Source organism: Clostridium punense (assembly GCF_017874425.1).
Taxonomy (GTDB): Bacteria; Bacillota; Clostridia; order Clostridiales; family Clostridiaceae; genus Clostridium_J; species Clostridium_J punense.
In genome coordinates, this window is record NZ_JAGGLL010000028.1 from 29097 (window position 1) to 42198 (window position 13102).

Annotated in this window: 13 protein-coding genes; 5 read left to right on the plus strand and 8 right to left on the minus strand. The window is 32.2% G+C overall.

Annotated features, from left to right (window positions below):
- The first annotated feature begins 6 nt into the window (after nucleotides 1-6).
- Nucleotides 7-849 (plus strand): GNAT family N-acetyltransferase, encoded by an 843-nt coding sequence (locus J2Z44_RS15885; RefSeq protein ID WP_209649800.1) that lies wholly within the window; start codon nucleotides 7-9, stop codon nucleotides 847-849.
- A gap of 251 nt (nucleotides 850-1100) precedes the next feature.
- On the opposite strand, the gene J2Z44_RS15890 is transcribed toward J2Z44_RS15885, so the two are convergent.
- The 5 genes from J2Z44_RS15890 to J2Z44_RS15910 form a co-directional block, all read right to left on the minus strand.
- On the minus strand, nucleotides 1101-3125 hold the full coding sequence (locus J2Z44_RS15890) for an ABC transporter permease (RefSeq protein ID WP_209649802.1): 2025 nt from the start codon (nucleotides 3123-3125) through the stop codon (nucleotides 1101-1103).
- Nucleotides 3115-3882 (minus strand): ABC transporter ATP-binding protein, encoded by a 768-nt coding sequence (locus tag J2Z44_RS15895; protein WP_209649803.1) that lies wholly within the window; start codon nucleotides 3880-3882, stop codon nucleotides 3115-3117. Before J2Z44_RS15895 ends, J2Z44_RS15890 begins: the two co-directional genes overlap by 11 nt.
- A 243-nt stretch (nucleotides 3883-4125) precedes the next feature.
- On the minus strand, nucleotides 4126-4542 hold the full coding sequence (locus J2Z44_RS15900) for a hypothetical protein (RefSeq protein WP_021281669.1): 417 nt from the start codon (nucleotides 4540-4542) through the stop codon (nucleotides 4126-4128).
- A 392-nt stretch (nucleotides 4543-4934) separates the two neighbouring features.
- Nucleotides 4935-5948 (minus strand): sensor histidine kinase, encoded by a 1014-nt coding sequence (locus J2Z44_RS15905; RefSeq protein WP_021281670.1) that lies wholly within the window; start codon nucleotides 5946-5948, stop codon nucleotides 4935-4937.
- A complete protein-coding gene (locus J2Z44_RS15910; RefSeq protein WP_021281671.1) occupies nucleotides 5945-6613 on the minus strand; it encodes a response regulator transcription factor in 669 nt (222 codons plus the stop codon). Before J2Z44_RS15910 ends, J2Z44_RS15905 begins: the two co-directional genes overlap by 4 nt.
- 263 nt (nucleotides 6614-6876) lie before the next feature.
- Here J2Z44_RS15910 and J2Z44_RS15915 point away from each other — a divergent pair, with 263 nt between their 5' ends.
- The 3 genes from J2Z44_RS15915 to J2Z44_RS15925 all read left to right on the plus strand — a co-directional run bounded on the left by J2Z44_RS15915 (nucleotide 6877) and on the right by J2Z44_RS15925 (nucleotide 9198).
- Nucleotides 6877-7512, plus strand: coding sequence for a TetR/AcrR family transcriptional regulator (locus tag J2Z44_RS15915; RefSeq protein WP_021281672.1), 636 nt, complete (start codon nucleotides 6877-6879; stop codon nucleotides 7510-7512).
- A 4-nt stretch (nucleotides 7513-7516) separates the two neighbouring features.
- A complete protein-coding gene (locus J2Z44_RS15920; RefSeq protein WP_021281673.1) occupies nucleotides 7517-8320 on the plus strand; it encodes an alpha/beta fold hydrolase in 804 nt (267 codons plus the stop codon).
- Nucleotides 8321-8670: 350 nt separating this feature from the next.
- The gene (locus J2Z44_RS15925; RefSeq protein ID WP_021281674.1) at nucleotides 8671-9198 is read left to right on the plus strand and encodes a GNAT family N-acetyltransferase; all 528 of its coding nucleotides are present in this window, start codon (nucleotides 8671-8673) and stop codon (nucleotides 9196-9198) included.
- A 421-nt stretch (nucleotides 9199-9619) separates the two neighbouring features.
- Here J2Z44_RS15925 and J2Z44_RS15930 read toward each other — a convergent pair whose 3' ends face one another.
- The 3 genes from J2Z44_RS15930 to J2Z44_RS15940 are packed head-to-tail and all read right to left on the minus strand — an operon-like array spanning nucleotide 9620 to nucleotide 12354.
- A complete protein-coding gene (locus J2Z44_RS15930; RefSeq protein WP_021281675.1) occupies nucleotides 9620-9877 on the minus strand; it encodes a hypothetical protein in 258 nt (85 codons plus the stop codon).
- Nucleotides 9870-11102, minus strand: coding sequence for an MFS transporter (locus J2Z44_RS15935; protein WP_021281676.1), 1233 nt, complete (start codon nucleotides 11100-11102; stop codon nucleotides 9870-9872). Before J2Z44_RS15935 ends, J2Z44_RS15930 begins: the two co-directional genes overlap by 8 nt.
- 4 nt (nucleotides 11103-11106) lie before the next feature.
- A complete protein-coding gene (locus tag J2Z44_RS15940; RefSeq protein WP_021281677.1) occupies nucleotides 11107-12354 on the minus strand; it encodes a glycosyltransferase in 1248 nt (415 codons plus the stop codon).
- Between the two features lie 139 nt (nucleotides 12355-12493).
- Here J2Z44_RS15940 and J2Z44_RS15945 point away from each other — a divergent pair, with 139 nt between their 5' ends.
- Nucleotides 12494-13066, plus strand: a complete 573-nt coding sequence (locus J2Z44_RS15945) for a TetR/AcrR family transcriptional regulator (protein ID WP_021281678.1) — start codon at nucleotides 12494-12496, stop codon at nucleotides 13064-13066.
- Nucleotides 13067-13102 lie beyond the last annotated feature (36 nt).

Here is a 13102-nt window from a genome sequence, read left to right on the forward strand (position 1 = left end):
GATCTTATGAGAGAATTGAAAAAAGGTGAATTTAATAACATTGTGCAGTTATTGAATGAAGAAAAAGTACACTATACATTTGCATATGCAGTGGCTGAAGGAAAGCAATCAGGAAGAATTTTTGTAGATAATCCATTGGAGCCAAAGTGTTGTTTATTAACTTGTAAAAGCGGAAAATATTTAGTTGCAGGATGTACAAGCAATATTGGGTTCAATGAATTTTTGAAGGTTTTTTTACTCCATAAAGAAAACCATGGTAATTATTTTGACATCTACAGTTCCTCAAAGGAATGGGTTGTTAAATTAGATGATATCCTTGGGGATAATGCAGCTAAGTTGAGTAGACAAGTATTTAGCTGGGATTATGAGAATTTATCTACAATTTCCAAATGGAGTGAAAGATTACCAGAAGGCTTTGAACTAAGAAAAATGGATGGTGTTTTGTTCCAAAAGTATGCAAAGGAAATGGATTCATCATACATTGACTTATGGGAAACTGAGGATAATTTCCTCTCCAATGGATTTGGCTTTTGTATATTAAAAGATGGTGACTTTGTTAGCGTATGTAACACATATTATGTAAGACAAGGCTATGCAGAAATTGATATAGTAACAAAGAGTGAATATAGACAACAAGGTTTTGCACTAGCTACCTGCGAAGAGTTTATAAAATACTGTGTAAGCAACAATATTGAGCCAGTATGGGATTGTGACAATGGAAATGAAAACTCTAAAAATTTAGCAAAGAAACTAGGTTTTAAAAGTGTAGAAACCTATGAAATGCATTGGTGGCATAAGAATAAAACTTTCGTTGAGGAATATTTAAAAAAATATCAATATACTATATAAAGTAGCTGCACATCTAGGTAGTTCATTTAATAGTTTAGCCCTAACCATGAATATATCTTGGTTAGGGCTTTTTAGAATTGTATAGATTTAAGCAAGCTATAGGATTCCATAATGAAATTCTAATTTGTTCAGTATTAGGAAAAAAAGGCTGTGGCACTAATTTTTTAGCGCCACAGCCTCAATAAATTCTTAATTAAATCGGGGAGGATTTATGTGTAAATTAAATGTTAACTTGGGTTCTCTATAATACATTAATTTTTGTTCTTAACTGTATTTTTAAAGCCAACATAAGTTGCATAAAAGTACCCGCCATATATTACAATAAGACCTAAACCTATCATAAGAGAAGAACTTCCTATCAAGCTTTTGTTGTAGGCTCCAAACAGTTTGTTAGTTACACTTATGCCAACTATTGAATGTATCATGGCTAAAGTTAAAGGTACCATAAAATAAATTAAGTTCTGTACTAGTATTGATTTATTTATCATTTTTTCAGTAACACCTATTTTTCTAAGGGAATTATATCTATCCAAGCTGTCACTTGCCTCAGATAATTGCTGTAATGCCAACACAGCAGCACTGGATATCAAAAATACTATTCCTAAATATATACCTAGAAATACAACCATTGCTGAGGAGCCATACACCATGGAATGTAGCAGTTCAAGTGTATTTCCGAATAACAGTATAGGCTGCCCATTATAGTTTCCAGTATCTAAAACAGTTGTGAATAGATTCGAAAACTTTTCTTCTGATTTTGCATAGTTACTGTTATCAAACATTACATTAAATCTAGAGGCTTCTGCCTTCAAATCTCCCTGAAAGTTATCTGGGATTATAAAATAAAGGAATTGTAAATTAGTTCTTGTGCTAACTATATTCTCTTTTATTGGAGTGCTATTTTTTATAGTGTAAGTTTTATTCTCTAACACTACAGACTTTTCATTTTTTATAAACTTACTAAATATTTTATTGGTATCTTCATAGTTGGATACAACTAAAATCTCATTATCTTTTAAATCCACAGGAGACTTGCCTAAAAGCTGTGTTATTGAGTTATATTCTGAGAGTTTTATTGCTGATATAGGGTGGTCTGAGTAAGAATCCTTTAGTTCCTTAAGTTCCTTTTCATTTAAATACTTACTTAGCAATTCACTTAAATAAATAGGAAGTTTATATTCAGTAAAAAAGGAATACTTTTCAGTAGCATCAAGCTGAAAATTTATTTCACCAAGAGCCTTTTTAACATCCTTTGTTTTTTCTTCATCTTTACTAGGATAAAGAGCTCCAGAGGCGTGGAAAGAAGTATTTCCCTTTAATGATTTGTCAAAGATGCCCTTATAGCCAAACATAGTAAATAAAAGGGTGATAGTTAAAAACAGCATAAGACATATGGTGGTCATGGATAAAAAGTTAGTAGTTATTTTATTATTAATTTGTCTTAGCACAAAGATATTTAAATTTTTAAGATATAGTTTTTTATTCTTTTGTATAACTTGGATTAAAAAGTTAGAGAGACTAAAAAAGCATAATAGAGTTCCCAAAACCCCTAAAAGGATTGAAATAATAAAAAGAGGATCCTCAGGCTCTAAGCCAACCTTTATTACAAAAGTGTAAGCAGTTATAAGGGATGCCAGGGAGAAAAGAAATATAACTATTGAAATAACAGGGTTAGTAACCTTTATTACTTCATTTTTCTTTGCTGCGTTTAGCATGTCTATAAGCTTATATTTAGAAATAATAACTTGATTAAATATCATTACTAGAATAAATATTATTCCAAAGTATAGTGCTGATTTAACTATTGCACTAATTGATATAATAAACTTATAACTAGTCATTTTTACGGCTAAAAGCTTAGCTGTGACAACAGATAAACCTTGGGATACAATAATGCCAAGAAGAATTCCAGCAACTAGAGATAATAAGCCAATAAGAAAAGTTTCAAAAATTAAGATTCTAGAAATTTTACCCTTTGACATACCTAAAGTCATATAGATACCTAATTCTTTTTTGCGTTTTTTTATAAGAAAATTGTTGGCGTAAACTATAAGTCCACCTAGAATAAAGGATACAAATACAGAGGCTCCAGCCATAAGTTTGTTTATTGTTATCATATAATCTGCAGTGCTCTTACTTATATCCAGTAGAGATTTTTGTGCTTCAATGGAATTAAAGCTATAAAATATACATACTGCAAAGGTTAGAGTAAGAAAATATATAGAATAATCCTTGAAGCTTCTTTTTACATTGTTCATTGCTATTTTAGAAAACATCGCTAGCATCTCCTCCAAGTAAAGTTACAACTTCAATTATTTTGTTAAAGAACTCTTTTCTTGTATCCTTTCCACGAACTAGTTCATTAAAAATCTTACCATCCTTAATAAATAAAATTCTATGAGCATAGCTTGCTGTAAAAGCGTCGTGGGTAACCATTAGTATGGTAGCTTGAAAATCCTTGTTTAACTTTTCAAAGGAGTCCAAAAGAAGTCTTGAGGACTTAGAGTCCAAGGCTCCAGTAGGCTCATCAGCCAGTATCAGTGAAGGCTCAGTAACTAAGGCTCTAGCAGAAGCCACTCTTTGTTTTTGACCTCCAGACATTTGAAAAGGGTATTTAGTTAGCACATCTAAAATCTCTAGCTTTTCTGCCACTTTCTTAATAAGTTCATCTATTTCACTAGCTGTTCTCTTTTGTATTGTGAGGGCTAAAGCTATATTTTCATAGGCAGTAAGAGTATCTAAAAGATTAAAATCCTGAAAGATAAATCCTAACTCATCACGTCGAAACTCTTCTAAAGCTTTAGATTTAAGTGTAGTAATATCCTTATTATTTATGATGATGTTACCAGTAGTAACAGTATCTATAGTTGAAATACAATTTAATAGAGTGGTTTTACCGCTACCCGAAGGTCCCATTATTCCCACAAATTCTCCCTTATCCACATTAAAGCTTATATTATCTATAGCTTTTGTTATGTTAGCTTTATTACCATAGTATTTTTCGATTTTTTCAACCCTTAATATATTCTCCATTGCTTTTCCTCCATAATTCTTCTCCCTAAAAGGGGGTTATTCATCTGAGTAACTTACTGATATTTCAATAATATATTGGAAGTTTTAAGTCTTCCATATACTACAAGGGACTGTTGACCAGCCTTGCAGTTGCTTTGCATAAGAAAATCCCTTTGGTGAAAGATATCTTTGTTTTAACGAAGGGATTTTGTTTAGTGTAAATTTGACTCCATTGCAGCTTCACAAAATGACTTTGTTCGTTATTTAATTTTTCACCTGAAATTTCACCATTTTTTCGATGATATCATTACTACCGTTATATATAGTAACTCCATATTCACCTTCTTCAAGACCTTCTGGAACTGATAGTTTAGCATTAAAATATCCAGCTTTACTTATTTCTATATTTTCTTCTGTTTTAAATCTATTCTGTGTTAATACTTCACCTTTGTACCATACCACTGTTGCCTTTTTAATAGCCAGCTTTTTACCCTTTGCAGAAAGATAAACTGTATCCTTAGAGGTGAAAGTACTAGTGGGTGCAGTAGGCTTTCCTTTGTCATCTACACTTTTTGTCATTGCAATTTCTACAATCTTAGGGCCATTGAAATACTTGTAAGCAGCGCCCCCTCCACCTATTATTAAAACTATAATTAACACAGGTATTAACAATTTTTTCATGAAAATTTCCTCCAAACTTTAATTTTTATTTTCTCTACGGTTATTATTTTACTAGGACTTCACCTGGATACATATTAGTTTATATTTCATTAAGGTTACATTTTTGAAAGATTTGAAAGAAAGGGGGCTCCATTAGTAAAATTTTAAATCACTTGGTTACAAAAGTCTTAAGTAAACCAAGGTAGATTTACAAATAAGTTAAGTCTTAACTTTAGTTTTTATTCATATAGCAAACCAAAGTATAAAATGAAATTAAGTATTATTAATGGTTTAGAGATAAAATGTCTCAGCTTTTCATCAGGTTTGTTTGTATATTAAATATGGGAAAATAAAATAATGGATTCTCAGCTACCACAATTCACAATAGCTATGAATCCATTATTAACACACAATTAACTCATTAAATTAACCTTACCTAGGGGGAAGATAATACTAACCTTTGTACCTTCATCAATCTTTGATGTTAAGCTAAGACCAAGACCAAGTTGATCACAAAGCTTTTTGCATAGGTAAAGCCCTATGCCAGTAGACTTACCAAGCTTTCTTCCATTATCTCCAGTAAAGCCCTTTTCAAAAACTCTATTAACATCCTTATTTACTATACCTATACCATTGTCTTCTATAGTAAGGACTATATTGTTTTCATTTTTAGTTGCATAAACACGGACCATGCCTTCTTTTTCCCTACTATATTTAATAGAATTTCCTATGATTTGATTTAAGATGAACTCAAGCCATTTTCCATCACTGAATACAGTGCCTTCCACGGCTTCAATGTCCACTGAAATTCTTTTGTTTATAAAATCTCTAGAATTCTTCTTGATAGTATTTCTTACAACAGTAGTTAAGGATAGCTCTCTTATAATATAATCTTTGCTTACATTGTTACTTCTTGAGTAATACAGCACTTGTTCAATATAATCTTCAATTTTCCTAATCTCATAATCAATACTCTTAGTAACCGTATCCTCATTATTTTCTATGATTAGTCTTGTGGAGGAAATTGGTGTCTTTATCTCATGAACCCAGGTTTCAATATACTCTCTATATTCATTTTGCATATCCCTATATTTCTTTACATGTTCATGCATACTTTTGTTAGCTTCCTTTAATACATCATACACAGCCTTGCCTTCAATAAAATCTGGTTCCTCAATAATTTCAGAAAGAAGATATTTTTTGTCTAGATTATCCATAACACTAGTTATCTCATTATAGAATCTTTTCGACTTAACATATTCTACAATAATAAAAGAAAAAAGGGGGAAAAACCATATAGAGAAAACTAGGACAATCATATTGGCTCCAATGTTAATAAGAACCATTATGGCACTTATGATAATGAATAATATAAAGTTGATTAACAGAAATAAAAATCTGTCTTTTAAATAATCTTTTAAACTCATGGCAGGATATACCCAAGTCCACGTCTGGTTTCTACGGTTTCCTTCATTCCAACTTCCTCTAGTTTCTTTCTTAATCTTGTAACATTAACAGATAAATTATTATCATCTACAAAAATATCCGAGTTCCACATAAAATCCATTAGATCATCTCTAGACACTATTTTACCTTTATTTTTAATCAAACAAGAAAGTATTTTAAGCTCATTTTTTGTTAGTTCCACAGTACTATCCTTGTAAGTAATTGAACTATTTGATAAATTAAGTTTTAAATCATAATAATACATGGTGTCTTGAGGAGCAGAGCCTTGAGCTCTTCTCAAAATAGAAGCAATCCTTGCTAAAAGAATTTGAGTATTATATGGTTTTGTAATAAAATCATCAGCACCTAAATTCATACTCATAAGTTCATCCATCTCACTGTCTCTGCTTGTTACCACAATAATAGGCATATCTGAAGTTTTTCTTACTTCTCTGCATATGTGATAACCATCAAAAATAGGAAGGTTTATATCTAAAAGTAATAAATCTGGTGCTTCTTTTAGTATGTAATCAACAATGTTTTCAAAGCTTGAGGGAGCAAGAACCTCATAGCCGCATCTTGTTAAAAAGACTTTTAGTTCTTCCCTTATGGTTTCAGTATCTTCTATAATAATTATCTTTGACATAGATTCACTTCCTTTGTAAAAATCTATAAGCTTAAGGATATTATAGTTTATTATAAGTATTACTGCAAAAAATAAATCGAGATATAGAGAAATTCTTGTTTAAAAGGAAGTAATTTGGAGAAGTATTTGAAAAGCTTTAAATATAATAATGATTTATTTAGAGTTCATAGATGAGGAGCTGTAAGTATCTTCTAAAAAACGGTCAGTGGATTTATAATAAAAATATAATCTACTGACTGTTTTGGTCAATAAAGGAGAATATAATGAATCAATCTTATTTTCAGTTGCCATTAGAAAAACAAAAGAATTTAATTAATGCTGGATACAAAGTATTTGCAGTATCCCCCTATAATAAAGCGTCTATGCTTGCGATTTCTAACGAAGCTGGAATATCTAAATCCTTGCTGTTTTATTACTTTAGAAATAAGGAGGAATATTATTTATTCTTATTTGACACTTCTATAGAATTTTTAAACGGATATAAGGTACAACTAAATGGGAAAAAAGTATATGACTTTTTTGACTTAATTAATATGAGAATCCAAGGAAGAATGAAAGTCATAGCTGAGTATCCATATTTATATAAATTTATCACGAGAGCCTACTATGAAACTAATGAAGGAATCAAAAGTAAATTAGATCACAAGAAAAGAATGATAATGAGTATAGGAGAAGAGGAATTCTTGAAGGTTGTTGATTATAATAAATTTAAAAATCCTGGTGATGTAGCAATTTTGCTTAAGTTAGTACTTTCTATGGCTGAAGGTGTCATGAGAGGAAGAGAAGATTTAAATACTGAAAAGATTCTTCAGGGGGTTAGAGAGTTTGAAGTTATGATGGAATCCTTGAAAAAGCATTATTATAAAGAATGCTTTTTAAATTTATTGGAAAGGAGATAATAAAATGGACAAGAGAATGGAACATTTAACATTTCATAATTTGAATTGTGAAATTCATTATTGGTATAGAAAAGGAACAGAAGATAAATGGGTTATATTTTTTCATGGAGCTGGTGTTGACCATGAAATGTTTGAAGAGCAATATAAGATTTTTGATGACACCTATAATATAATTGCATGGGACAATCGTGGACATGGCTTGTCTAAATTAGATCCAGAAGCAAAGTTTTCCTTTAAAGATATGATTAGCGACTGTAAAAAAATATATGAAATTTATAGCATAAATAAAGCAATTCTTATTGGACAATCTATTGGAGGAAATTTAGCCCAAGAGATAGATTATATTTATCCTGAACGAGTGGAGAAATTAATATTAATTGATTGTACAAAAAATACTGGAAAACTAACATTTATGGAAAAGTGTTTATTGAAAAGCAGTAGGCTTTTATTTAACTGTTACCCTTGGAAGGTCCTAATAAAGCAAAGTGCTAATGCTTGTGCTAACAAAGAGGAGGTAAGGGAATATGTTAAGCAATGCTTTAATAGAATGGATAAAAAAACCTTCATTGATGTTATAATGGAAGCAACAACTTGTCTTCATTATGACCCACAATATAAGTTCAAAAAACCTGTATTGTTGCTCTGTGGGGTAGATGAAAAAACAGGTAATATAAAAAAGGTGGCTGAGCCTTGGGAAAAAAGCGATAGCAACTGCACTCTCCATTTTATTAGTAATGCAGGTCATAACTCAAATCAAGATAATCCAGAGATGGTTAATGAACTTATTAGTAATTTTTTAAGAAGTTAACTTGGAGTAGAAGGGAAGGATTGATTCTTAGATAGTTAAAAAGATGCCTAATTAGGCAAATAATATAATACAAAAGTGGCTAGTAAAATTGCATTAAGTTTTACTAGCTATATTTTACAAAAATATAAAGGAAACATAAATTTAAGAATAGCTTACTTCTATTGTATATAGGAAGTCTATGGTTAGAGCATTTTTATAAGTGAAAATACCAAATCATAAGTGATAAGAGAATAGAATCATTGTATACAGTATTTAACAAAAGTGTTATATTATATATAATCAATTTATTTACATTTGTATTTATATTTTAAGAATAGCATAGGGAATTATTTATGGGGGAGATTTTAATTATGAAAGAATTATACACAGACCGTTTAATAATACGCAGATTTTCTGAAAATGATGGGGAAGATTTATATGAGTACTTTTCAAATCCAAAAGTGCTGGAATTTGAGCCATATAAACCGCTTACGAAAGACGAAGCTTATGAAGAAGCTAAAATACGAGAAAGTGACGAGAGGTTTTTTGCAGTATGCTTAAAAGATGGAAAACTTATAGGAAATCTATACTTTTCAGAAGGGGATTTTGGAACTTGGGAAATTGGCTATGTTTTTAATGATAAATACTGGGGAAAAGGCTATGCCACAGAAAGTGCCCTTGAGCTAATGAAATATGCATTTACTACCCTTGGAGTAAGAAGAATAGTTGCACATTGTGATCCTAAGAACCCTAATTCATGGAAGTTACTTGAAAGATTAGGCATGAGAAGAGAGGCAATGCAGCTTGAAAATGTTTATTTCTTTAAGGATGAAGAAGGTAATCCTATATGGAAAGATACGTATCAGTATGCAATTCTAAAGTCTGAATTTATAAAGTAATAAATTTAAAATTAAATTTAAATAGTTGAAGCTATTTTTAAAAAATCTGCTGCAGAGATGTGGTGGATTTATTAATTTTAGCTGGAATGGAACTAGGGCTTAAGTAGATAAAATCATGCCTAACTAGATAAACAAAGCACTTGGAAAGTAGCTAGTAAAACTGTATTAAGTTTCACTAGCTATATAGATAAACAACCTAAGTATTCCATATATCCTTAAACGTAAAAGCTTGTTGATGTTTTGAACAACTTATAACATATGCTTATGAAAATTGAGCTTGTCTATCTTATTAAATGAAATCACTTCCTGGAATTAAAAGTCCAAATATTAAGTGGTTTTTTATTTTAACAAAAACAATACTATAGAAACATGAAATTGCAAGCTCCATAGAAATCTTATATAAGCAAAGTATAAGCTTATTTTATTTTTTCAAAGTATGGAATTTAGTTTTTTTCTTAAGTTGGACAATTGTAAATAAGGCTGCTGGAATTATGGTTAAGTACGCAAAGTAAGGCTTAAGAGTATAAATTATTGCTTTGAAGGAGCTCACAGCTGCTAGAAATTCTAAACCGCTAGTCATTCTAACTGTAATATAAGCTACACCTAACACAGCTAAAGCTGCCAAAGGGGATAGTAGGAGCATTAACATAAGCAAAAGTCCTTTAAAGATTTTATTCACTTAAAATCACCTCTTCGTAAGTTATTTCATCATACTTTCTTGTAAGAATATAACAAAGTCCTCCAACTACAAGCATCAACACCCCCGCTGATTTCATCCAATTGCTGATACCTATCAGACTAGATAATGGTCCAGCTATAAGCATTCCCACAGGAGCTGCAAAGCTCATTACACTGGTTACAAGGGAAATAACTTTGCCTAAGTTTTTCTCAGGGATTGTCTTTTGTATAAAAGCAGTGAAAGGAATATTAGACAGCATTCCAGTTGTGCCCATTATGAAAACAACTATACAGAACATAAAGAAGGCACTAGAAGGAAGAATCCCTCCAACTAAGGCACAAACTCCTAAGGTAAATATACCCACCGAAATCATGAGAAACTGCTTTTTCATCCCTCCAGTGATACTTATTAGCATAGCAGCTATAAGCATTCCACTAGAAAAAAGGGTTTGAACAACTCCGTTGTGCCAAGCTGTGCCATGAAAATATTCCTTTACCATTAAGGGTAACAGTGTACCCATAGGTACAAAGACAATAGTTGATAGAAGGATTGGAATGGATACCTTCACGAGGGCTTTATTTGATTTTATAGAGCTTAAACCTTCCTTCATATCAGCCATAATAGTTAATTTGGATGAAATTACATTATGCTTAACAATTTTAACTGAAGAAAGTGTGAGTACAGCCAATGCAGCTCCAAGTACATCTACAAACATTGCATACTGAAGAGAGGTTATGCTCATTAAAAAGGCGCCTAACATAGGACCAACCATAGAGCAGGCAGACTGAATCATTTGCCCAACACCTCCAACTTTAGTAAGCTGATTTGCAGGAACAATTTGAGGAATAGCCGCTTGCATTGCTGGCTTGTGGAAGGTTTCCCCTAAGGCTCTAACAAATAAAATAAAGTAAATAAAGGTCAAGGAAGGGGTAGTAAAAAAGAAGGATAGACCTAATACTATGCTGGATACTGCAACGGCACTATCGGCAATTATCAATATAGTTTTACGGTTATATCTATCTATGAAAACTCCAGCAAAGGGACCAATTACTGCTTGAGGCAAGAGTCCAACTATACTTGCAACTGTAAGAGCCATGGCAGAACCTGTTTGAACAGTAATCCACCAGATTATTGAAAACTGAACGGCACTGGAGGTTAGTAGAGAAAATCCTTGACCTATATACATTGTAAAGAAGGGTTTTTGCCATTTATGAAGTTCTTTCATAGAATTACCTCCTTAGACTCTCTACAATAACCTTTGCACAATCTCTAGCTCCATTTTCAGTAGCTATGTCTGCTGCTAGCTTCTTTGCATTTTCAATAATTTTATCCTGAAGTGCATATTCAATTGCTTCTGCAAGGTTATCTGATGTTAGTTTCTTTATAGTAATTGGCTTTGAGCCAACTTTAAGGTCATAAGCTCTATGAGCCCAAGCATGTTGGTCATTGGCAAAAGGTATAATAACACTTGGAACACCAGCTGCAAATCCAGCTGAAGTAGTACCTGCTCCACCATGATGGCATACTGCAGCTACTCTATTAAAAAGCCAGCTATGAGGTATGCTATCAATAGCTATTATATTACTTGGTAGATTATCAAGTTTACCCATTCCACAGATTATTCCACGTTTATTAGCTTTTGCAAGAGCATCAATAATCAGCTTAGATAAGGTTTCCTTCTGATCTTTATGAAATACGCTTCCAAACCCAATATAAACAGGCTTCTCACCAGAGTTTAAAAAGTCACATAGTTCCTTTGAAGGGACATATACAGTTGGCTCCTTTACAAACCAGTATCCATATTGGTGTATATTCTCATTCCAATCCTTTGGTCTTTTGAAAACAAAGTTACTGCAGGATATTACCGCAGGATGTTTTTTATCTTTGTGACGCTCATAAGGTTTACCAAAGTTTTTTGGAAGTCCACCGAACTCTTTCTTCCAAAGGTACTTTACTGAATTATTTGATGCTAGCCACAACATGCCTTGAAGCATTTCATAGCTGATTATATTTCTTAATGGGGTGGATTTTACTCTTCCATACTGAATTACAGAGGTCTGTTCCTTAGTTTTGTGCATTGGAAAAGGAGAAGCTAAAATAGCTGGTATACCAAGTCTTTCAGCAGCAAAATAACCAATGGTACAGCCAGGATGATAAATAACTAATTCGCTTCCTTCACAAGCAGCATAGAATTCATTGGCTATACTTAATCCATATTTTTTCATTTTGTTGAAAGTTAAAAGCATCTTTAATGGATTATCAGCGGACTGGGCTTCCTTAAGCATGTTTTCATCCACATTAAGGGATTTAAAATCTACTTGTATCGGGTAAAAATCTATACCGTAACTTTTAACAAAGGTTTCAAATTCCCTCATGCCAGTGATTCGCACAGCTTTTCCTAATTTCTTTAGCTCTTGAGCAAGAGCAATGTAGGGCTGAAAATCTCCTCTTGAACCTGAACATAGTATTGTAATCATATATTAATCCTCCTTGTATTATCCGACAACTTGTTGTATGTTTAAAGTATAATTTGGTTTTACCAACCTATCAACCAACAATCCTATGCCTAATGTCGGATTTTATTATAGGTGAAGAATATAGAACAGGAGTGTAAAAATGAGAAAACAACCAGAGGTAACTGCACAGACCAGGCAGAACTTAGTTGATGCATTTTGGGCCTTATACTGCGAAAAAAGAATTGAGAAAATAACTGTAAAGGAAGTAACACAAAAGGCAGGCTATAACAGGGGAACTTTCTACGAATATTTTACAGATGTTTATGATGTATTGGAGAAGCTTGAAGAAGCTCTTATACCAGCAATTGACGAACTGCCTCCAATTTCTATTGCAAATGAAAAGGCGGGAATGCCTCTTGATATGTTTATGGCTCTCTACGAGGAAAACAGTAAGTACTATTCCATCCTCCTTGGGGATAATGGAGACCCAGCATTTGCAAGCAAATTGAAAAACTCAACAAAGCCTGTGATTAAAGAAGCCTTCCTTGGAAAATACAACATAGACCCTATAGAATTTGATTTTATCCTAGAGTTTGTTCTTTCAGCCATGATAGGCATAATGAGCTATTGGTTCAGGGAAGATAAAATATTACCTGCAGAAGATTTAGTTTCATTAATGTATGACCTTATGGAAAATGGAGTTATGAAGCGCATTGAGAGTAATATAATATAAAACACCATTTGAAGCTACAGATGATGGGACACAGTA